20 protein-coding genes, 3 tRNA genes and 1 pseudogene are annotated in these 21,244 nt (G+C 65.3%); 13 read left to right on the forward strand and 11 right to left on the reverse strand.

Translation table 11 applies throughout. The features are described from left to right. Window positions 1–47 precede the first annotated feature (47 nt). Window positions 48–380 carry a DUF1904 family protein gene (locus MUW49_RS03680; RefSeq protein WP_041214640.1) on the reverse strand — a complete coding sequence of 111 codons (333 nt, stop codon included), beginning with the start codon at window positions 378–380 and terminating at the stop codon, window positions 48–50. A gap of 70 nt (window positions 381–450) precedes the next feature. Between MUW49_RS03680 and MUW49_RS03685 the strand changes: the two genes are divergently transcribed. From MUW49_RS03685 to MUW49_RS03710, 6 genes are all read left to right on the forward strand, one after another. Beyond that, window positions 451–1,338, forward strand: coding sequence for a TraB/GumN family protein (locus MUW49_RS03685; protein ID WP_244812410.1), 888 nt, complete (start codon window positions 451–453; stop codon window positions 1,336–1,338). Between the two features lie 155 nt (window positions 1,339–1,493). Then, the gene (locus MUW49_RS03690) at window positions 1,494–1,643 is read left to right on the forward strand and encodes a DUF3149 domain-containing protein (RefSeq protein ID WP_244812411.1); all 150 of its coding nucleotides are present in this window, start codon (window positions 1,494–1,496) and stop codon (window positions 1,641–1,643) included. Between the two features lie 115 nt (window positions 1,644–1,758). Beyond that, entirely contained in the window at window positions 1,759–2,340 is a 582-nt protein-coding gene (gene smrA, locus MUW49_RS03695) for a DNA endonuclease SmrA (RefSeq protein ID WP_010673286.1), read from the forward strand. A 106-nt stretch (window positions 2,341–2,446) separates the two neighbouring features. Further along, a complete protein-coding gene (locus tag MUW49_RS03700; RefSeq protein ID WP_244812412.1) occupies window positions 2,447–3,925 on the forward strand; it encodes a carboxypeptidase M32 in 1,479 nt (492 codons plus the stop codon). A 261-nt stretch (window positions 3,926–4,186) separates the two neighbouring features. Next, window positions 4,187–5,695, forward strand: coding sequence for a DNA-3-methyladenine glycosylase 2 (locus tag MUW49_RS03705; RefSeq protein WP_244812413.1), 1,509 nt, complete (start codon window positions 4,187–4,189; stop codon window positions 5,693–5,695). After that, window positions 5,692–6,168, forward strand: a complete 477-nt coding sequence (locus MUW49_RS03710; RefSeq protein WP_042017732.1) for a methylated-DNA--[protein]-cysteine S-methyltransferase — start codon at window positions 5,692–5,694, stop codon at window positions 6,166–6,168. Before MUW49_RS03705 ends, MUW49_RS03710 begins: the two co-directional genes overlap by 4 nt. 22 nt (window positions 6,169–6,190) lie before the next feature. On the opposite strand, the gene MUW49_RS03715 is transcribed toward MUW49_RS03710, so the two are convergent. From MUW49_RS03715 to MUW49_RS03740, 6 genes are all read right to left on the reverse strand, one after another. After that, a complete protein-coding gene (locus tag MUW49_RS03715; RefSeq protein ID WP_161470728.1) occupies window positions 6,191–6,856 on the reverse strand; it encodes a class I SAM-dependent methyltransferase in 666 nt (221 codons plus the stop codon). Between the two features lie 111 nt (window positions 6,857–6,967). After that, on the reverse strand, window positions 6,968–7,225 hold the full coding sequence (locus MUW49_RS03720; RefSeq protein WP_069651793.1) for a DUF1272 domain-containing protein: 258 nt from the start codon (window positions 7,223–7,225) through the stop codon (window positions 6,968–6,970). Between the two features lie 43 nt (window positions 7,226–7,268). Then, the gene (locus MUW49_RS03725; RefSeq protein WP_081331948.1) at window positions 7,269–7,709 is read right to left on the reverse strand and encodes an ASCH domain-containing protein; all 441 of its coding nucleotides are present in this window, start codon (window positions 7,707–7,709) and stop codon (window positions 7,269–7,271) included. A gap of 206 nt (window positions 7,710–7,915) precedes the next feature. Beyond that, window positions 7,916–9,775, reverse strand: coding sequence for a U32 family peptidase (locus MUW49_RS03730; RefSeq protein WP_244812414.1), 1,860 nt, complete (start codon window positions 9,773–9,775; stop codon window positions 7,916–7,918). Window positions 9,776–9,952: 177 nt separating this feature from the next. Next, window positions 9,953–10,564, reverse strand: coding sequence for a LysE family translocator (locus tag MUW49_RS03735; RefSeq protein ID WP_041211219.1), 612 nt, complete (start codon window positions 10,562–10,564; stop codon window positions 9,953–9,955). 128 nt (window positions 10,565–10,692) lie between these two features. Next, window positions 10,693–11,646, reverse strand: a complete 954-nt coding sequence (locus MUW49_RS03740) for a LysR family transcriptional regulator (RefSeq protein ID WP_244812415.1) — start codon at window positions 11,644–11,646, stop codon at window positions 10,693–10,695. Window positions 11,647–11,846: 200 nt separating this feature from the next. On the opposite strand from MUW49_RS03740, the gene MUW49_RS03745 reads away from it, so the two are divergent. From MUW49_RS03745 to MUW49_RS03775, 7 genes and pseudogenes are all read left to right on the forward strand, one after another. Then, window positions 11,847–12,935, forward strand: coding sequence for a ketoacyl-ACP synthase III (locus tag MUW49_RS03745; RefSeq protein ID WP_049636968.1), 1,089 nt, complete (start codon window positions 11,847–11,849; stop codon window positions 12,933–12,935). Between the two features lie 223 nt (window positions 12,936–13,158). Further along, window positions 13,159–13,243, forward strand: a tRNA-Tyr gene (locus MUW49_RS03750). 42 nt (window positions 13,244–13,285) lie between these two features. Continuing rightward, window positions 13,286–13,370, forward strand: a tRNA-Tyr gene (locus tag MUW49_RS03755). A 31-nt stretch (window positions 13,371–13,401) separates the two neighbouring features. Then, window positions 13,402–13,486: transfer RNA gene (locus MUW49_RS03760), tRNA-Tyr, on the forward strand. A gap of 136 nt (window positions 13,487–13,622) precedes the next feature. Beyond that, a complete protein-coding gene (locus tag MUW49_RS03765) occupies window positions 13,623–13,895 on the forward strand; it encodes a hypothetical protein (RefSeq protein ID WP_049636154.1) in 273 nt (90 codons plus the stop codon). Between the two features lie 108 nt (window positions 13,896–14,003). Continuing rightward, the gene (locus MUW49_RS03770; protein ID WP_049636155.1) at window positions 14,004–14,735 is read left to right on the forward strand and encodes an EAL domain-containing protein; all 732 of its coding nucleotides are present in this window, start codon (window positions 14,004–14,006) and stop codon (window positions 14,733–14,735) included. Between the two features lie 82 nt (window positions 14,736–14,817). After that, window positions 14,818–16,123, forward strand: a pseudogene (locus MUW49_RS03775) (endonuclease/exonuclease/phosphatase family protein). A 56-nt stretch (window positions 16,124–16,179) separates the two neighbouring features. On the opposite strand, the gene MUW49_RS03780 reads toward MUW49_RS03775, so the two are convergent. Genes MUW49_RS03780 through dsrO form a run of 4 tightly spaced genes read right to left on the reverse strand, consistent with a single transcriptional unit; the run spans window position 16,180 to window position 21,172 of the window. Continuing rightward, window positions 16,180–18,738 (reverse strand): molybdopterin dinucleotide binding domain-containing protein, encoded by a 2,559-nt coding sequence (locus MUW49_RS03780; RefSeq protein ID WP_244812419.1) that lies wholly within the window; start codon window positions 18,736–18,738, stop codon window positions 16,180–16,182. Then, window positions 18,689–19,288, reverse strand: coding sequence for a hypothetical protein (locus MUW49_RS03785; protein WP_244812416.1), 600 nt, complete (start codon window positions 19,286–19,288; stop codon window positions 18,689–18,691). The genes MUW49_RS03780 and MUW49_RS03785 overlap by 50 nt, the downstream gene beginning before the upstream one ends. Further along, window positions 19,288–20,394: an NrfD/PsrC family molybdoenzyme membrane anchor subunit gene (gene nrfD, locus MUW49_RS03790; protein WP_244812417.1), complete on the reverse strand. Its 1,107-nt coding sequence runs from the start codon at window positions 20,392–20,394 to the stop codon at window positions 19,288–19,290. The genes MUW49_RS03785 and nrfD overlap by 1 nt, the downstream gene beginning before the upstream one ends. After that, the gene (dsrO, locus tag MUW49_RS03795; RefSeq protein ID WP_201871793.1) at window positions 20,384–21,172 is read right to left on the reverse strand and encodes a sulfate reduction electron transfer complex DsrMKJOP subunit DsrO; all 789 of its coding nucleotides are present in this window, start codon (window positions 21,170–21,172) and stop codon (window positions 20,384–20,386) included. Before dsrO ends, nrfD begins: the two co-directional genes overlap by 11 nt. Window positions 21,173–21,244: the final 72 nt, after the last annotated feature.

Below are 21,244 nucleotides of genomic sequence, written 5' to 3' on the forward strand. Positions count from 1 at the left end.
CGGCGGCCCTCCTCTTGACATGCACCGGTCTCAGCAACGATGCCCGCTCAATAGTGCTGGCCGTTGCTGTAGTAGTGACTCTTGACGATGGGCAGCACCTGCACCACCACATAGGTCTGCTCCCCCAGCACCCCTTTCAGGTGGCGGGTGATGAGGGCTGCGGCGGCATCCTGCATCTCCTGCGGTCGCTCGAACCAGACCAGCTCCACGAAGGGGAAACCGGCTTCGGGCTGGCCATCTCGTACCCACTGGCTCGGCACACACTCCAGGGTGACGAACTCCGGCTTGCCACCGGTCAGGGCGCAGAGATCCGCCATCAGGGGGGCGCTTATCCGCTGCAGGGTGTCGACAGAAACTGCCCGAAAACGAAGGTGGGGCATGGGAAACCTCTTGGCTGTGACAAATGAGGACTTATCATAGAGCACTCATCCCGCTCACATAAGGTGCCTCATGAGATTCCATCCCACGCTGCTCTCCTTCCTGCTCTGCCTGCTGCTGCCGCTCCATGCCATGGCCGATCCGGCCTTTTACCGCATCAACAAGGGCAACGAACAGCACTGGCTGCTGGGGTCCATCCACGCGGGCAAACCCTCTCTCTATCCCCTGCCGGACCCGGTGGAGCGCGCCTGGCAGCAGAGCCGCGCCCTGGTGATGGAGGTGGACATGACCCACATCAGCCAGGAGCAGTGGCAGGAGATGGGCGCCATCACCCGGCTCGTCGACGGCAAGACCCTCAAGGATCACCTGCCCATCGACCTCTACCGTCGCACCCTCATCGCCGCGGGCCAGAATGGTCTGAACGAGAGCATGCTGGCCCCGCTGCGTCCCTGGTTTGCGGCCATTACCCTGACCCAGGCGGCCCTGGAGCGCACCGGCTATCGCGGTGAATACGGTGTCGACCAGCACTTCGCCAAGCGGGCGAACGACGGCGGCAAGCCCATCGTCGGGCTGGAGACCCTGCTGGAGCAACTCGGCTATCTCGCGAGCGTCGGCGACAACCAGACCCTGATGCTGGAGAGCACCCTGGACGAGCTGCCCGACATCCAGCAGGGGTTCGACGCCGTGATGACCGCCTGGCAGAACGGGGATCAGGACACCCTCATCAATCTGCTCAGGGAGGAGATGGCGCCGCCCAAGCTGCAAGTCTGGCTGGAACAGACCCTGCTGGCAGAGCGCAACCGCAACTGGGTCAAGAAGTGGCCCAGCCTGCCGAACGAGAGCTTTATCGTGGTAGGGGCCCTGCATCTTTACGGCGAGCACGGGCTGCTCGCCCTGCTGGAGCAGCAGGGCTGGCGCATCACACCCCTCACCGAACCGACCCTGGAGAAAGCAAAATAGCGTCCAGTCCGGCGACCTGACGCGCCGGATGCGCGTCGGCTCACAGAATTTGCTGCCGATTAAATAACCAGAGAGGGAGTTGATCGAGATCATCCCCTCCCTCCTGAAGAGGTATCTATCATGCCTGTCACCGCCCAGTGACAGGAGTGAACGAGATGGCATTCTGGATGAACCTGATGTTCGGCAACAGCGTGGGGCTGATGTCCATGCTGGTGATTTTCGGCACCTTCCTGCTCATCAGCGCCTATGCGGTCTATTTCATCTACAAGGTGATGCACGCAGAGCCGCCCAAAGAGGGGCAATAACCAGGCTCGCTCAGACCGCCCTCCCCGGCAGGGCCAGGGCCTGCGAGCGTTGCCATTCTAAGGCCCACCAAGGCCCGCTATACTGGCTCCCTCATTTTCATGCGGGGAGCCTGCCGTGTCTCATAACGACGAACTCTCACTGTTCCTTCAGGAAGTGGCCGACGTGCGGCCCCTTCGCAGCGACCATATCGCCCCCGTTGCGGGCAACAGCCAGCCCACCGAGGCGCAACTCGCGCGCCGGGAAGCCGCCACCGCCGAACAACTCACCCTGGATCACCTTGGCACGGAAGCAGTCGAGATGCTGGACCCCCACGCCATCGTCGGCTTCAAGCGTGACGGCGTGCAGGAGGGGGTCTACAAGAAGCTGCGCCTTGGCAAGTACGAGCTGCAAGGCTCCCTCGACCTGCACCACAAGACGCTCAACGAGGCCCGTATCGCCCTGGTGCAGTTCATTGCCGAATGCGAAGTGCGGGATATCCGCTGCCTGCTGATCCTGCACGGCAAGGGGGAGCGCAGCACCCCGCGTGCCCTGCTCAAGAGCCATGTCAGCGCCTGGCTGCCACAGTTGCCTTCGGTGATGGCCATGCACAGCGCCGAGCGCCGCCACGGCGGCAGCGGTGCGCTCTACGTATTGCTGCGCAAGAGCGAGCGCAAGAAGGCGGAAAACCGCGAACGGCACCAGAAGCGCCTCGGCTGACTGCCTGAGGGTGGCACCAGGATGGATGGCAGTGCTAGCATCGGGCGGCCCCGATCATGCCAGGTACGGGGTGCATACCATCAGGGACGATAACAAGGACAATCCCATGTCATACCAGAAACTCGAACAACATCAGCAACAACTGCACCGCCTCTCCCACCTCTCCGCCATCTGCGGCTGGGATCAGGCCGCCATGATGCCGGAGGGGGGCAACGAGGCCCGCGCCGAGGCGATGGCGGAGCTTGGCGTGCTGATCCACGGCAAGCGCACCGCCCCCGAGCTTGGGGAGTGGATTGCCAAGGCAGAGAGTGAACCGCTGGACGAGCACCAGCGTGCGAACCTGCGGGAGATCAAGCGCCAGTGGCAGGATGCGAGCCTGCTGCCGGGGGCGCTGGTGGAGGCGCTTTCCCTGGCCGGCAGCAAATGCGAGCACGCCTGGCGTCGCCAGCGCAAGGAGAACGACTGGGCAGGTTTTGCCCCGAACCTCGAGGAGGTGGTGCGCCTGTCGCGGGAGGTGGCTCGCCTGCGCGCCGACGCGCTCGGGGTGCGCCCCTATGACGCCATGCTGGCGCTGTACGAGCCCGGCATGACGAGCGCGAGGCTGGATCAGATCTTCGGCGATCTGACGAGCTGGTTGCCCGGCCTCATACAGACCGTGAGCGAGCGGCAGAAAATCGAGACCCTCCTCACCCCGCAAGGCCCGTTCCCGATCCCAACGCAGCAGGCGCTCGGTCAGGAGGTGATGGGACTGCTCGGCTTTGATTTCGCGCACGGCAGGCTCGACGTGAGCAGCCACCCGTTCTGCGGCGGCGTGCCGACGGACGTGCGCATCACCACGCGCTACAACGAGCAGGAGTTCGTCTCCAGCCTGATGGGCATCGTCCACGAGACGGGCCACGCACGCTACGAGCAGGGCCTGCCGCGCGCACTGCTCGGCCAGCCGGTGGCCGAGGCGCGTTCCATGGGCATTCACGAGAGCCAGAGCCTGTTCTGCGAGATGCAGCTCGGCCATCACCCCGCGTTCCTCGCACTGATTGCACCGCGCATTCGCGCGCACTTCGGCGAACAGGCCGCGCTCGCACCGGCGAACCTCGAGAAGCTGTACAACAGGGTCGAGCCCGGCTTTATCCGCGTCGATGCGGACGAGGTCACCTACCCGGCCCACGTCATCCTGCGCTACGAGCTGGAGCGGGACCTGATGGAAGGGCGCATCGAGGTCGCGGACATCCCCGAGCTGTGGGACGCGAAGATGCAGAAGTGGCTCGGCTTGTCCACGAAGGGCAATTACCAGAACGGCTGCATGCAGGACATCCACTGGACGGACGGCTCGTTTGGCTACTTCCCGAGCTACACACTCGGCGCCATGTACGCGGCGCAGCTGCGCTTTGCACTCGAGCGTGAGCTCGGCGACATGGGCACGCTCGTAGAGTCCGGCCGCCTGCCGGAGATCTTTGGCTGGCTCGGTCGCCATATCTGGTCCCAGGGCAGCCTGCACGGCACGGACGAGCTCATTCGCCGCGCGACCGGTGAGGCGCTCAATCCCCAGTGGCTGCGCAAACACCTCGAACAGCGCTACCTGAAATAAGCGAGGTTGAACCCCCTCCCTGCCTCCCCCTTCACAAGGGGGAGGAGCTAACCCCGCCCCCGTTCACAGAGGGGAGCTGTTTGTCCCCTCCCCTTACGAAGGGGAGGGTTAGGGTGGGGTCCTGCCCCCCTAACCTTACAAAGGGAGGACTGGGATTCCTCGGATCGCACTATTTTTGCTATCCCTGTCCGTTTTTGGCTAGTCACTCCCCTTGCACCCGCTTAGTCTCTGGGACATGCACACCCTCAGCCGAGTCATGCCATGAACACAGCGTCCCCCGTCTCATCACCCCAGGACGAGATCATCCCCGGCCTCACCCGCGAGCAGTGCCACGCCGCACGCCTCGCGCGAGACGCGCGTTTCGATGGCCGCTTCTTCACCGGGGTGCTCTCCACCGGCATCTATTGCCGCCCCGTGTGTCCGGCGCGGGCACCGCATGAGCACAATGTGCGCTATTTTCGCTTCGCGGCGGCGGCGGAGCAGCACGGGCTGCGCCCCTGCCTGCGCTGTCGCCCCGAGCTCGCACCGGCCCAGAGCGGCGATCTGCCACCGCTCGTCGCCCAGGTGCTGGCGCGCATCGAGCGCGGCGAGCTGGCGGAGCACAGCCTGGGCTCCCTTGCAACACAGGCCGGGATCACGGAGCGCACCCTGAGGCGCCAGTTCGAGCAACACCTCGGCGCCTCGCCGAAACAGGTGGAGCAGACGCGCCGCCTGCTCCTTGCGAAACGGCTGCTGACGGAGACGCGCCTGCCCATCACGGACGTGGCGTTTGCCGCAGGCTTTGCGAGCATTCGTCGCTTCAACGACGCCTGGCTGCAGGCGTATGGCATGACGCCGGGCGCCCTGCGCAAGCAGGAAGGGGGCGCGGAGCAGGAGACGCCGCAATCGAGCCTGCAACTGCACCTGCTGTATCGCCCGCCGTTCGACGTCCAGGCCATGCTCGCGTTCTACCGGTTGCGCGCCATTCCGGGGCTGGAGCGGGTGGATGAGCACGGTTACGAGCGCCTTCACCGGGTCGGTGAGCAGGAGGGGCTCATCCGCATCGAGCCCGTCGAGGGGGAGAGGCTCAGACTCACGGTGCGGGATCTGCCGCCGGGTGCGCTGCCGGACATCCTGTACCGCGTGCGCCGCATGTGGGATCTCGACGCCGACATGAGCCGCATCGGCGAACACCTGGGGCAGGATCCGCTGCTCGCCGGCATCCAGGGGCGCTGGCCCGGGGTGCGGCTGCCGGGGGGGTGGGATGAATACGAGGTGATGCTGCGCGCCATCGTCGGCCAGCAGGTGTCGGTCAAGGGTGCCATCACCATCATGGGGCGCCTGGTGGCGCGCACCCAGGCTCAGTTCGACACCGCACAGCTGCCCACCCCGACCCAGCTGTGCGAGCTGGATCTCGACGGCATCGGCATGCCGGGCAGCCGCATCCGCACCCTGCAAGGGCTGGCCTCGGCGCTCGCAAGCGGCGCACTCACCCTCGCCACGGCAAGCGACGAGCAACTGCTCGCGCTGCCGGGCATAGGTCCCTGGACGGTCGCTTACTGGCGGCTGCGCTGCGGGCTCGACACGGATGCCTTCCCCGCCTCGGATCTCGTGCTGCAAAAGGCGCTGGGGGGCGGTGACAAGCTGCCGGTGAAAGAGGTGACAGCGCGCAGCGCCCCCTGGCAGCCGTGGCGCGCCTATGCCGCGAGCTGGCTGTGGCACGCCATGAGTGAACAACCGGCGCTGCTCACCCGGCCAACACAGACACAAGACGAGGAGAAGAGCCCATGATCCGCTATGACATGATGCCCACCGACCAGGGCGAACTGCTGGTCGCCATCGACGAACGCGGTCTGGTCCATGTGGACTTCCTGGCCGGACTGCGGCCGCTGCCCGACATGCAGGACTGGCTACAGGACGGCGAGGCGCTCGCCCCCTTCCTCGCCGAGTTTCGGGACTACTTCGCGGGCCGGTTGCAGCGCTTCACCCTGCCGCTCGCCCCCAGGGGCACGGCGTTTCAGCAAGCGGTGTGGCAGGCGCTGTGCGACATCCCCTACGGGGAGACCCGCAGCTACGGCGACATCGCCCGCACCATCGGCAAGCCAAACGCGGTGCGGGCGGTGGGTGCCGCGAACGGTCGCAATCCGCTCTCCATCATCATCCCCTGCCACCGGGTGATCGGCCAGAATGGCAGCCTCACCGGCTATGCGGGAGGCCTGCCCATCAAGCAGGCACTGCTGACGCTGGAGAGGGCCTCTCGTTGATCCGGCGCCACCCGGCCAGGGCTCACTGCCGCTGCGCCAGCCAGCCGTGAAACCCCAGCGCCTGAAAGAAGCGGTGCGCCTCCGCGAAACCGGCCCCTTGCAAGAGGCGCCGGGTCTGTCCCTCGTCCAGGGAGGTGAAATCCTCTCCGAGGCGGCGCACCATCTGCTCGCAGGCAGGAAGCGGCAGACCGGCGAGGGCGGCTTGCAACCCCATCGCCTTGCGCTCGAGCGGGTCCGTGGGCGCCATCAGATCCGCCAGCAGCAGGGGAGCACCAGGATTGAGCTGGCGATAAATATCACCCAATAGCGCAGCTTTGGCATCTTGCGCCAGAAAATGCAGAACCAGCAGACAGAGTGCACCATCGCAAGGCTTATCCACCACAGGCAATGCGCCCAGGTGCCAGCACACCCTCTCCCCCATGCCCGCCTGCTCGGCCCGCACCCTGGCCTGGGCCAGCATGTCCGCCGAGATATCCTGGGCCACAAAGGTCCAGCGGGGGCAGAGACGGCCAAGCAGCAGCAACTCACTGCCCGTGCCCACCCCCACCAGCAGCACCCGGGCCTCCTGGCCCAGCGCGGCCATCAGCCGGGAGGCACAAAGCTGGTGCAGCAGCTCGTAGCCTGGCACCAGCAGGGGGATGCGGCTGTCATAAGCCTTCGCCCCTTCTCCTTCGAATCGCTCCGTCATCTTTTGCTCCTTTGGTGTGAGCCCCCTTGATAGGGGCTGCCGCCGGGAGAAGGTCAAGAGCCGCCGGGGCGAGCCAGTTGCCAGCCCAGCCCTTCCCATGAAGGGAGGGCCCTAGCCCCCCTTGCCCAGCACCGCTTTCAGAGCCGGATTGAAGACGCGCTGGAGGGAGGCGGGGTTGTTCACCAGCTTGGCCGCCGGGCGGCGCGGGCGCCTGACCAGCTCGCCGCCACAGTTGGGGCAGGTCAGGTGCAGATACTGATCGTTGCACTCGGCGCAGAAGGTGCACTCGAAGGAGCAGATGTAGGCCGTCGCCGTGTCGGCGGGCAGATCCCGGTCACAGCACTCGCAGTTGGGTCTGAGTTCAAGCATGGCAAGTTCCTGAAGCGCAAAGGGAAGCGGGAAAGAGGGCGGCTCAGTCGACGATAAAGAGGCGAGCGCCCAGTTCGGTATAGGAGCGATGGGGTTCGGCGTTGTCCGCCACCTGGTAGCTCATGCCCGGCGTCAGGCTCTGTGGGTCAATCTCATAAAGCTTGCGCTGGGCGGGCACAACGGAGCCATCCACAATGGGGCGAACATTAGCAATACGCCAAGCCCAGTAGCCGGGCACCCAGCCACTCGAGCAGGCGGCGGCGACTTCATCGGGTTGCCATTCATGCACCTCTTCAATGTCGACGATCGCAACGACTTTGCCATCAGGATCAACTGGCATATCGAGAGATAAAAATACTGAATTTTCAACGATCAATAAATCACGAACAGGCAGAGATGGAGGGCACCAGGAACGGACTTCCAATGTCTTTTTACCTGACGCGATATTTGTCCCGTGTGGACTGACTATCGAGAGTGCGAGCATAGATCCGTCTAAACCTCATTCCTTGTGGTGATAACACAGACATAGAGGCTCGAATAAGGCATCAAGCCTCTCACGAAGAGAGATGACAGCCCCTCTTCGCAGTCCCCCCATGATAAGAGCACACTCCTTCCCCCAAGTCATGGCCCACTCTGGTGATGGATACCTGACACCGGGCATCCCCCAGGAAAGGGGACAGGACTAGGCCATCACCCCTTGAGGCTGCCCATCACCTGCATCTCGCAGCGGTGGCAGTCAAAGCGCAGGCGGAAACTCTCCTTGCCCATCTTGAGCTCCAGGGGCTCGGCCTTGAGACCGGGCATCTCCTTGGGGCAGAGCTGCTGGCTGTAGCGAATGCAGTGCTTCGTTGTCATCAGCACCACTTCCCGCTCCTCCTTGTTCGCCTCATACGCGGGGGCGATGCTCCCCACCCCGTGTTCGCGAAAGAACTGCTCCGCCGCGCTGTTCAGCACGTTGCCGAGGTAGGAGAGCCGATGCTGGGGATAAACGGCGCCTCGCAGGGGAATGCGCCGCTCGGGTCGCCGGTAGGCAGCCAGACGGGCCGCCTCCAGGGCGGCGATCCCCTCCCGGCGCAAGCCGTTAAGCTGTGAAGCCGCAATAAACAGCGGGTGAGTGAATGCCAACTCAATCTGGCGAGCCACAAACAGGGTGTTGCCGAGTTTGCCGAGCTGATCCCTGGCCTGTTGCAGCGCCCGTTCCGGGTTGTCGGCCGGCTGCTGGTCGCAGGGGAGCGTGACGGCGGCACCAATGCCCTGCTCGTCCACAAGTTCGAGCCGCAGTCCCTCGTCGCACTCCGATAGCCGCATATCGACCCGGATGCGGCGATCCGCGCTCCCCTTTTCGAGCTGCTTGCTGAAGGCCTGATCGTGGTTGCGAAAGATCTCGGTGCCTACCTTGAGACCGGGCATGGGTTCCGACAGGAGTAACCGCTTGCTCTGTGCCTTCTCCTCCACTTTATTGAGGCGCATCCCCACCAGCTCGCCCCCCGGCTTGAAGAAGCCGAGGCCATCGCCGTTGTTGAGGGCTACGGCCTGGCCGTCGATCTCGATGCCATCGCGGGTCACGCTGGTGACGCGTCCGAGCGGCTCCCCGACGTATTTCGGGCTGCGCGGCGAGTCGATGCCTGGCTGTCGGCCATGGAGGAAGTAGTCGGTGCTGCCCCGGTTGAAACTCTTCTTGGGATCCGGCGTAAAGGTGTAGCTGCAACGACCGGCGGAAGCGGCCACCAGATCGGGGCGGCTCGCCAGAATGGTGTCCAGCTTCTGGCGATACCAGGCAGTGACGTTCTTGACGTAGTCGAGCCCCTTGAGGCGCCCTTCAATCTTGAAGGAGCGGATCCCTGCGGCGATCAGCGCCTCCAGGTTGTCGGTCTGATCCATGTCTTTCAAGGAGAGCAGGTGGCTGTTTTCCACCAGCACCTCCCCCCCTGGCGTTTGCAGGGAACAGGGCAGCCGACAGAGCTGGGCGCACTCGCCGCGATTCGCGCTGCGCCCGGTACGGGCGTGGCTGATGTTGCACTGGCCGCTGTAGGAGACGCACAGGGCGCCGTGGATGAAGAACTCCAGCTGCACGCTCGTGGCGGCGCTTATCTCGCGGATCTGCGCAAGGGAGAGCTCGCGGGCCAGCACCACCTGGGAGAAGCCCACGTCCTGCAGAAACGTCACCTTTTCCAGGGTGCGGTTGTCGGTCTGGGTGCTGGCGTGCAGCGCGATGGGGGGCAAATCGAGCGCCAGCAGCCCCATGTCCTGCACGATCAGCGCATCGGCCCCTGCCTCGTAGATCTGATGGGTCAGGCGCCGGGCCTGCTCCAGCTCGTGGTCGTGCAGCAGGGTATTGAAGGCGACGAAGACCTGGGCGCCGAAGCGGTGGGCATGGCGGGCCAGCGCCTCGATGTCCTCGAGGCTGTTGCCTGCTGCGCTGCGGGCACCGAAGGCGGGGCCGCCCATGTAGACGGCGTCGGCGCCGTGGTTGATGGCCTCGATGCCATAGGCAAGGTTCTTGGCCGGGGCCAGCAACTCCAGGCGGTTGTGATGGTTCTGATCGCGCATAACGTCCGGTTCGAAGGGCTGCAAATGGCCGCCACTCTAGCCAGACTCCCCGCCCCCCGCCTTGATCCCGCTTAAGATCACCGCAGAATGCAGGATTGACCCGGAACAAGGACATCTGGCGGGCCCTCATCCCCCGGCCCTGAGAGTGTGCCGACTACGCTGGCACCCGACGCGGAGCTAGATCACGACCTTGAGGGCCAGCCCCAGCAGCACCAGGCCGCTCACCTTGTCGATCACGGTGGATTTGGCCTTGAGCCAGGCGAGTACGGGCCCGCGAGAGAGCACCAGGGCCACCAGCACATACCAGAGCGCATCGATGCCGCCTGCGGTCATCATCATGATGCCCCCCTCACGCCAGCCGGTGTCGGCGTGCACGAACTGGCTGAACAGGGCGATAAAGAAGATGGCGAGCTGGGGGTTCAAGAAGGCCACCATAAAGCCCTCGAACGCCCCTTGACGTCCCCGTGGCGGGTGCCCCTCCTCCTTGCCTGCCTCACCCCCTGCGGGCCTGGCCAGCAGCGCCTTGATCCCGAGCCAGGCGAGGAACGCCGCGCCGCCGTAGCGGATGAGATCGAACAGCAGCGGGGTCTGGGTGATCAGGATGGCGAGGCCGAGGGCCGTGATCAGCGCATAGATGCCGACTCCCAGGCCGTGGCCCAGCGCAGTGGCAACCCCGTGGCCCTGCCCTCCCTGCACCGTATTGCGGATGATCAGTGCCAGGCTCGGCCCCGGGCTGATGGCCCCCATCACGCAAATGGCGGCCAGCGCCAGCCAACTCGTCAGCTCCATACCCTCTCTTCCTTCGTGTCGATTGTTGTCACCCGGGATCAGGGTAGGGGGTGGCTCGCTATGCCAGAAGTGAAAGTTATGAATAGAGTCCATAGCCAGTGGTTATAGAGTGGCACAACCCGCTGCCATCAGTGGCCCGCCTGCGACCCTCCAGCCAACTGCTTGCGACTCTCCCCCAGGGTGAATTGCAGGTGATCCCGCAGGAAGGGATAGGCCAGCTCGCGAAACCAGCGGTGAGCCGGATCCAGGTGGTGGCGCTGGTGCCACAGCAGATGATACTGCTGGACCCGGGTGGCGAAGGGGAGATCGCAAAAACTCAGGGCATGCTCCCTGGACAGCTGCCAGGCGATATGGGCCGGGGTGGTCATCAGACAGTCTGTGCGCAGCAGCACCTCCACCGCTGCCTGGAAGAAGGGCACCCGGGCAAACCAGCGGCGGGAGAGCCCTCGGGGGGCCAGCACCTGCTCCACCGGGCTGTCCTTGTCCCCGCCCCCGCTCACCTGCAGGTGGGGCCAGGCGAGGTAATCCTCCAGGCTGAGCGCCATGCCAGAGAGCGGGTGATGGCGCCCCATCAGCACCACCAGCCTGTCCTCCCCCTGATGCAGGCCGCGGATCTGATCCGGCACCAGCTCGGTGATGGTGGAGACCAGATCCAGCTCGGACTGCCACAGCTGCGGCAACTGGCGCTTGTCCCACAGGCTGTACTCCAGCGCCGCCCGGGGGGCGGCCCTCGCCAGGGCCGCACAGATGTCCGGCAAGATGTGCTGGGCCACGTAGTCGGAGGAGGCGAGCCGAAACACCCGCTCGCAGCGCTCGGGGGCAAATTCCGGCGCCTCGTAGAGCCGCTCCAGGGCCCCGAGGGAATCGGCAAGCTGGGCCGCCAGGGCCTCGGCCCGCGGGGTCAGCAGCCAGCGCTGCCCTTCCCGCACCAGCAGCTCGTCGCCAAACTCGCTGCGAAGCTGGCCGAGCTGCTTGCTGATGGAGGGCTGGCTCAGGTTCAGCAGCTCCGCCGCCCGGCTGATGTTGCGGGTCTCCAGCAGCACCTTGAGGGTGGGCAAGAGATTGAGATTCGCTTTGTGCACAGGAGTCACCTCGGGAAGGGGTCGCCGGGATCGGGCCTTCATCTTACGGCAAGGAGAAGCGGAAATTTAAGCAAAATCACGGTCTTGCTCCCGCCACTCCCCTTACACTGGGGGGACCGCAGGATGACAGTGAACGCCCCGTGCGGCATAATTTCGCCACTTTCCGCCCCAGGGCGGCCATCACGACAAGCGACGACAAGATGACATACGCCACTATCACCGGGTGGGGAAAATGCCTGCCCCCCGCCTCGCTGACCAACGATGACCTCGGCACCATCATGGATACCTCGGACGAGTGGATCTACCCGCGCACCGGCATCAAGGCCCGCCGGGTCTCCCATGTCAGCACCCAGACGCTCGCCACCCTGGCCGGCCGTCGCGCCCTGGCGTGCGCAGGCCTGGACGCCGCCGCCCTCGATGGCATCATCCTGGCGACCGCCACCCCGGGCACGCTGGTCCCCAATGGTGCCTCCGCCGTGCAGCAGGCTCTCGGCGCCCACAAGGCGGCGGTGTTCGACCTCAACGCCGCCTGCACCGGCTTCGTCTATGCCCTCTCGGTCGCCACCTCCCTGGTGCAGACCGGCATGATGCAAAGGGTGCTGGTGATCGGTGCCGAGCGACTGACCCAGTTGCTGGACTGGGCCAAGCGCGACACCGCCGTGCTGTTCGGGGATGGCGCTGGCGCCGTCATCATCGAGGCGAGCGAGCAGGAGAGCGGCCTGATTGCCAGCAAGCTCGGTTGTGACAGCGAAGCGCGGGAGATACTGCACGTGCCGAACTTCGGTACGGATCGGGTGCGTTTCGCCGACATTGACGGCCTCTTCACCTTCAACTTCGAGGGGCAGGAGATCTTCAAGCGCGCCGTACGCGGCATGGGCGAAGCCACCGGCACCGTACTGGCCCAGGCCGGCATCGCCCCCGAGCAGATCGACCTCATCGTGCCGCACCAGGCGAACGTGCGCATCATCGAGACCCTGGCCAAGCGGATGAACGCCCCCATGGAGAAGGTGATGGTCAACATAGAGCAGTACGGCAACACCTCCGCCGCCACCGTGCCCATCGCCCTGTGCGAGGCGCTGGAGCGGGGTCGGGTCAAGCCGAACAGCTACCTGCTGACCGCCGCCTTCGGGGCCGGGCTGACCTGGGGCGCCGCCCTCATCAAATGGGGAGATCGCGTCACCCCGATCGCGAGTTGCGACGAGGTGCTGCCCCCCTGCGAGCAGAGCGCCCTCGAACTCATCGCCCATGCGGTGCAGGGTTGCCAGCAGGCCCGCCCCGCCGACGCCTGAGCGAGCGCCCGCTCCCCATGATCCGCCAGGAGCCCCGTGGCTCCTGGCAGCCAGCCCCCCTACGCCCCCTCGCCGTTTCGGCAGCGACATAAAAGTCATTGAAAAGTGTGAATTTTGAGCGAAACATATCAAAAAATGACCACTTGACACTTTTTTGTCGTCAGAATGCGGCCAAGGGGTTCACAACCTTGCCGGATCTGGTAGTATGCGGCCTCGCACTTGGGGAGGGGTTCCCGAGCGGCCAAAGGGATCAGACTGTAAATCTGACGGCTCTGCCTTCGAAGGTTCGAATCCTTCTCCCTCCACCATTCAAGTGCGTCAAGTAAGTAAAAATCAGGAAAATACCCCGTGGAGGGGTTCCCGAGCGGCCAAAGGGATCAGACTGTAAATCTGACGGCTCTGCCTTCGAAGGTTCGAATCCTTCTCCCTCCACCATCTTCCTGAATACAATATGCAATGCCCCTGTGGAGGGGTTCCCGAGCGGCCAAAGGGATCAGACTGTAAATCTGACGGCTCTGCCTTCGAAGGTTCGAATCCTTCTCCCTCCACCATCCTTCAGACAACCCGGCCTCGCGCCGGGTTTTCGCTTTTCTGGATAGAATCCATATGGCGCTGTCAGATCTGACAATTGCCCTCCCCGCACTTTTTAGAAACAGTGGAGCCTCATGTCGCAAGGAGTGCACACAGATGTTTGAAATCTGGGATGAAACGGGTCGCGAGCACGGGCTGACACTGCCCGAGCTGCAACTGCGGCTGCGGGATTACCAAGGAGACGTGATGGTGCGCTACCTCAACCGCCTCGGCCTGCCGAGCACCCTCTTCCTGACCATCCGTCAGGGATGCGCCTATCAGCGCTTCAAGGCGGGTTCCCCCATGCTCGACTGGTCCTGGCTTGCCCAGGCCATGCACGCAGCCCCCCTGGCTGGCACCGCACCTGCACAGGGCCATGCCCTTCCCTGATCCCTTCCTGCCCACGCCCAAGCAGGGCCCATTATCAGACTCTTCCTACAGCCTCCCTTTAGACCCTCCCTGTATGATGCGCAGCCATGTTCCCGTCAGGTGAGAGCCATGTTTGCGTTCAAAGAAGAGTATCCCGTGAGTGCCATGGTCAGCATGGCGGATATCGTCGTCCCCTTTTATCAGCCCATCATCGGCCAGGATCGTCAGGTCAAGGGGTATGAGGTGCTGGCCAGACGCTGGGATGCCGGCAGCCAGGGTTATCAGGGCATCGATTTTGCCGCCCTCGGCGAAGATGACGCTCTGCACCTGGATATCGTCATGCTCAGGGCCATCATGCGCGATCTGCCCGTGCTCGCCCAAAAAGGCCCCTATGCGCTCTCCATCAACCTCAATCCGGCGCTCTCCAGCCCCACCTACCGCAATCTGCTGTTGCTGGTGCTGCTCCAGGCCCGCAAGCTGGGGATTGCCATCTGGTTCGAGGTGCTGGAACACGTCAGGCTCAAGCACCAGCACAGGGAGATGATCGAGGTGTTGCGAGCCCATGGCGCCCACATCGCCTGTGACGACTTCGGCTCCCTGGCATGCAACTTCCAGCGCCTGATGATGCTCCCCTACGAGATCGTGAAACTGGATCGTTCCCTGCTGCTCCAGGCTGTACGCAGCACCCATGCCCTCAACATGCTGACGGGGCTGGTGAAATACCTGCAACGACTCGGCATGGCCGTGGTGTGCGAGGGAGTGGAGACCCAGGCCCATATCGAGGTGGCGAACCGGCTGGGCTGCGACTACCAGCAGGGCTACGCCTACGCCATTCCCTCCCCTCTCTCCCGCTGGGCCTGAGCCGAGCGCTTGCGTGTCACGGGGGAAACCCGGGCACCTTTCCCATGAAATTCGGCAGGGTGCTGCCATTTTCCTGCCAAAGATGGCAGGCTGTCCCGGCCACACTGACGCCGAGGCCCGCCATGGTTCGCTTTGCCACCTTCAATCTCGCCTTCGATCGCACTGCACCCGGCATGCTGGGGGAAGAGCTCGCCCTGACCCGCACCGAGCAGGATGCCCTGCTGGCCCGCCTCGCCGACGGCACCTTGAGCGGCGCCGAGAAGACCAAGGCCCTCGACCTGCAGCAGATCCGCAACATCGCCGAAATCATCCAGCGCACCCGGCCGGACGTGTTGCTGCTGAGCGAATTCGACAATGACGGCAAGGGCAGCGACACCACGGACCTCAACGCCTTCAACGACAACTACCTGGCCCATGCCCAGCACGACGAGGTGACCGCCATCAGCTATCCGGTGCTGCAGAACTTCGCCACCAACACCGGTTTGATGAGCGGCCATGACCTCAACCTGGACGGCAAGGTCAACAACGGGCCGGACGACGCCTGGGGCTTTGGCAACTACCACGGCCAGTACGCCTTCGCCGTGATGTCCCGGTATCCCATCGATACCAAACAGATCCGCACCTTCCAGACATTCAAGTGGAAGGAGATGCCGGGCGAAGCGAACCCCGTCATCGACGACTGCCACAACCCCAGGGCACCGATCCCGAGCGGCCGCCAGTGTGGCGATGCCTGGTATGACGACGCCGCCTGGCAGGCGCTCCCCCTCTCCTCAAAGAACCACGCCGACGTACCGGTGCGCATCAGGCAGGGAGACAGGGAGGAGGTGCTCCACTTCCTTATCTCCCACCCGACCCCGCCCATCTTCGGCAACGCGGCGCGCCACAACGTCAAACGCAACCGTGCGGAGATAGCCTTTTGGCAGGACTATGTGGCAGGGGCTGGCTACATGGTGGATGACGCCGGCAAGGCCGGTGGCTTGGCCGAGGGCGCCAAGTTCGTCATCGCCGGCGATCTCAACGCCGATCCCCAGATTGGCGATGGGGATCTCACCGCCATTCAGGCGCTGCACAACCATGTTCTGGTCAATCAGGCCGTCACCAACGGCGCCCTGATCCCGGTCAGCCAAGGTGGCCCCGAGTGCCTCGCCAGCCAGCCGGATCAGTGCAAGCGCAACAACAACCGCCCCACCCCGGAGCGCATCACCAGCAGCAGCGGTCTGCAGCTCGACCACGTGCTGCCCTCCGCCAACCTGAACGCGGTCGCCTCCGGCGTGTTCTGGCCGGCCAGCTTCGAGCCTGGCTACCACCTGGTGTATGACGCCAAGCTCGGCATCGCCAAGGGAGTCAGCTCGGATCACCGCCTGGTGTGGGTCGACGTCACACTGTGACAGTGACGCAGAGCAGACAAGCAACGGGGCCCGCAGGCCCCGTTTTCATTGGTTTGTCATACCAGCTTCTCCACCCGGGCCGGCAGCCCCTGACGGGCCGACGAGCCGATGGCCCAGTCCACCAGGGGGTAGCGGCCATGGCGGCTGGGATCCAGCACCGCCAAGTCATTCAGATTGACCCCGGCTCCGCGCAGCGGATTGGCGACCACTTTCTGGCCGTCTATCCAGTGTTCCCGCGCCCCCAGTTCCTTGTGGCCGAAGCCGTGTTCGATGGCGATGGCATCGGCCTGCACCCCGGCCACGCACTCGGCCACCCCGATCACGCTGCCATCCGGGGTGCTGACCCGCACCCTGTCCCCGCTCTCGATGCCCAGCTGCGCCGCCGTCTGCACATTGAGCCGCACCCGGTTGCTGGGGTTCACCTGGCGCAGGCGATCCGAGCCGATGCTCATGGAGCTCATGGTGTGGGACTTGTAGCTGGTGAGCAGCAGCGGCCACTGGGCCGGCTTGAACGCCTCATTGAGCGGCGTGCCGTCCGCCAGCTGGGGACGGAAGAAGCGCGGGGTGCCACTCAAGAACTGCCCGCTCTGGCTGTGGCGGCGGCTGCCCACCTCGGGGTTCCACACCATCAGCGGCTTGGGCCAGCGCTTGCTTGGCTGACCCGCTTCGTCGCGCCCCTTGGCCGCCGGCTCGAAGCGCCCGCCACGGGCGAAGAGATAGGCGGCGCGGCCCGCCTCTTCCGCACTCAGGGTGGCATTCAGCACCGGCAGGATCCGTTCCACCCCGGACCAGGCAAGATCCTCAGGCCCGATAGGAGGCACCGGCTCGCCGAGATAGGCGACGTTGGCCGCGCCGTAGAGGGAGAAGTCCGCCGCCCGGTTCAAACCGTGCAACTTGCCGTCCGCCCCTTTGAGCGCCCCCTCGCCAAAGCCCGGCAGCCCCAGCCGTTTGGCCACCGCGATAAAAAAGGACTCCATGCAGACAGGATCTCCCTCGGCGGTCTTGGCGACACGGGGCTCCACGATGGGCCAGCGACCGGTGGAGACCTTGGTCATCACCCCGTGCCAGGCGGTGGCCCAGCCCCAGGACTCGTAGGTCAGGGTATCCGGCACCAGGTAGTCCGACAGCGCCGACGACTCGTTGATGAAGCTGTCGATGCTGACAATGAGCGGCAGCACGGCAGGGTCTTTGAGCTCTTCGCCTATGGCCTTGGCGAGCCCGGCCTGACCGTAGAGGGGGTTGCCCATGTGGTTGATCCAGGCCTTGAGCCGGTAGGGATAGCCGTTCACCGCCGCAGTCAGGTGTTCGCCGAGCAAGGGGCCCGAGATCGGGAACCAGGGCTCTTGCGCCGGATAGGGGTTCTGGCCCGCCTCGCGCTTGCGCCGATATTCGGAGGTCTTCTCGTAGGGGAACTTGGATCGCGACAGGAAGACCCCGGCGGGCTTGACCATGCCGGGGAAGCTCGCCAGATCGTAGCGCGGCCCCGCCCCGAAGGGCTCGAACTTGCCGCCACTCGCCACGGCGCCGCCCCGGGCGTTCAAGTTCCCAATCATGACGTTGAGCATCATGATGGCCCAGGCCGAGTAGAAGCCATTGGCGCTCATGGTACCGCCGTGGGAAACCACTGCCGCGCGGGCGCCGTGGCTGGTGAACTCCCGCGCCAGCGCCTCGATATCGCTCACCGGCACGGCGCACTCGGCGCTGTATTGCGCGAGGGAGTGCTCCCGGCACGCCTCGGCCAGCAGCTGGAAGCTGCTCTTCACCATCAGCTCCCCCTTGGGGCCCTGAATGGGGCGATCCACCCAGAGATTGGCCCGCTCACACTGGCCGGCGGGTCTCGGCTCGCCGCTGCTCGCCTCCTCTACCAGCATGGCGTCCCCCTCCCCGTAGGCTTCCCCCTCAAAGGACAAGCCAAGATCGCTGGCCCGCAGCATCTGGCCAAAGCGCGGATGCCCCTCGTTGCAGACAACCAGATGGCTGGCGTTGCAAAAACCGCGATAGCCGGCTCGCTCGGCGGCAGCGGCATTGGGCGCAGTCAGGAAGGGCTCGGCGTAGCGTTGGTTGTCGATGATCCAGCGCAGCATGGCCATGGCCAGGGCGGAATCAGTGGCAGGGCGGATGGGCAGCCAGCGGTTGGCGGGGGAGGACGGCATGTTCACCGTGTTGGGCAGGCTGGGGGCCACCACCACGTAGGAGAACGGCTTGTCCTGCCGCGCCCGGTTCGCCGCCAGCTGACGGGACTGGCGCTTGAAGGGATTGCCCGATTGCTGGGGCGAGGTGCCCATGAACAGCAGGAAGTCGCTCTCGTCCCAGTCCGGCTTGAGGTGGGCGTTCTTCTCCAGATCGTCCAGCAGGGCGCCGGCCCCGACCCGGAACGACAGACCGCAGTAAGCGCCGTGATTGGCGAAGTTGCGGGTGCCGAAGCTGTTGAAGGTGAAGCGCTTGATGAAGTGATCCCGCCCCTCGTCCGAGGCGTTGCTCACCAGCAGCTGGTTGGCCCTGGGGCCGTACTCCGGGTTGGCCGGATCGAGCGGCTCGGCGAGGTTGCGAATGGCCCGCAGCCCCTCAACCTGGCCCTCGCCAAACAGATCCCCCCCCTCCACCACCTCGGCCACCAGCTGCTCGAAGGGGATGCTCTGCCAGCGGCCGCTGCCACGGGGCCCCAGCCGCTTGAGGCAGCGGGTGACTCGCTGCGGGCTGTCGAGCTGCTCGAGCATGGCGTTGCCCCGGGCGCAGGCGGTGGAGCGCCCGTCCAGCCCCCCCTTCCTGGTAGCCACTGGTGGCGAGCAGCGCCTGCTTGACCGGGGTCTTGAAGTCGATGTGATGGCGGGCGGAGAGGGGGTGATAGGGGTTGCCCAGGATCCGCACTATCTGGTCGCGCTCGTTGTCGATGCGGGCCCGCACTCCGCACAGGGTCCAGCAGCCGAGACACATGGTGTTGGCAACCCGCTGGGCCGGGTTGGGGTGCAGTTCCCCCTGCTCGTCAACCCGGTACTCCACGGCCAGCGAGTTGCCATGGATGGGATCCCGGGTCGGCTGGCCCGAGCTACCGGTGGCAAGGCCGCTCGCCACCTGCTTGAGGGTGTCGCTGTAACCGGCGACGAACAATCCGGTACCTCCGGCGATGGCGGCGCCCTTGAGAAACTTGCGTTTGCTGTGATCCATCAGAGTGCCTCGCGTGCAAAAGGAGTGGATGCCTTGATGGCGGGGGAAACAGAGGAGCGCACCAGCTCCGAGAGGGCTACCAGCAGGGCCAGCAACAGACCGAAGGTGCCGAGAATGCCGAGCACACCGGCCGGCCCCCAGGCGATTTCATAGAGATAGACGCCGGCCCCGTACTTGGGCGCGAGTTGCCCCTGAATGAGCACCAGCCAGCGCAGGCCCCACACCAGGTGCAGCCCCAGCAGCGCCAACCCCCAGAGTGACAGGCGAGCAGAGATCCTGGGCCGCAGCAGCATCAGCAGGCTGGCCAGCCCCAGGGTCAGCAACAGCCAGTGGGCCGCCAGCCGCCAGCTCGGGTCGAGCCGATAGAGGGCCGCGGCCTCTGCCGCCGAGGCGCCGCCAAACAGGGCCCAGCCCAGCAGGGAGAGCGCCAGCAGGCCTAACGTCCAGCCGCTCTGGCGCAGCAGGGTCGACTCGGTCTGGGCACCCCAGCCCGCCAGCAAGCGGTTGAGCAGCAGCAGGGCACTCTGGGCCCCCAGCACAGCGCTCAGGGTCAGCAGCCAGGGCAACCAGGGGGTATGCCAGAGCGGGCGCGCCGCCACCGCCATGGTCTCGAGCCCGGTGTAGAGGGCGATGCTGAGCCCGCTCAGGGCCGCCAGCAGGGAGAGGGGCCGCAGCCAAACGTGCCCCGACCAGCTTCCCAGGCAGAGCAGCCGGGCAAGGCGGGCGATCTTGTCCCCTTCTGCGCCACGCCGGGCCAGGGCTGGCCTTAGCAGCAGCCAGCCGAGCAGCATGGAGAGCAGGCTGAACAGCGGCAGCAGATAGGCGCCATACCACATGACGGAGCCAAAGCGCGTCTGGGCATAGAAGTGCCAGGCCCGGGCCGGCTGGTGCAGATCCGCGGTCAGGGCAATGGGAGCCACCAGACCGGCCGCCACCATCAGCACCGCCGCCAGGGTCTGCAGCCGCGGGGCCGGCGCCTTGCGCCACAGCTCAAACGCGCCGAGCCAGAGGGCCCCGTAAGCAAGGCCGATGAGGAAGAAATATTGCACCGCCCAGGGCAGCCAGGTGATGGGCTGAGCCGGGGCCAACAGTTCGTTAATGACCATGGGCTATCTCCTTGCCATCGTCGGTGAGCAGGGTGCGCAGGGCCGGGTTGCCGTCGACCTTGCTGACGAAGGCCTCGTCCATGCCGAGATAAAAGACCCGCGGCTGGGTATGGGCCTCCGGCTTGAGCACCTTGAGGGCCGACTCGTGTTCGCGCAGCAAGCGGCTGATCCGGCTCTTGGGGTCGTTCAAATCGCCTATGATGCGCGCCTCGCCGACACAGCTCTCGACGCAGGCGGGCAAGAGCCCCGCCTCCAGCCGATGGGCGCAGAAGGTGCACTTGTCGGCGGTGTTGGTCTCGTGGTTGATGAAGCGGGCGTCATAGGGGCAGGCCTGCACGCAGTAGCCGCAGCCGACGCACCAGTCGTTGTTGACCACGACGATGCCGTCATCGCGCTGGAAGGTGGCGCCGGTGGGGCAGACATCGAGGCAGGCGGGCTCGGCGCAGTGGTTACAGAGCCTTGGCAGCATCAAGAGGGAGGCGGGAGCCTCGAGGGCGGCCACGTCGCTCACCTCGTACTGGCTCACCGTGGTGCGAAACTGGCCGAGGGGGGGCTGGTTTTCGATGGTGCAGGCCACGGTGCAGGCCTGACAGCCGATGCAGCGGCGCAGGTCGATCAGCATGCCGTAACGCTTGCGCCCGTCCCCCCGGCTGATGGCCGCCCGCCCGTTGCGGGGAGCGGGAACGGACTGCGCCTGAACCTGGGTGACGGGGATCAGGGCCGCCCCTGCGGTGAGGGCGGCGATCCCGGATAACAATCGGCGCTTGCTGGGCTCCATGGCATCTTTCCTTCTGCTGAGCTGGCTTGAAAGGGGTCGGGCCGATTGTCCTCAACGCAGGAAGTCGCCTCT

Source organism: Aeromonas sp. LsrichE-8G, assembly GCF_022869435.1.
In the GTDB taxonomy this organism is placed as follows: Bacteria; Pseudomonadota; Gammaproteobacteria; order Enterobacterales; family Aeromonadaceae; genus Aeromonas; species Aeromonas caviae.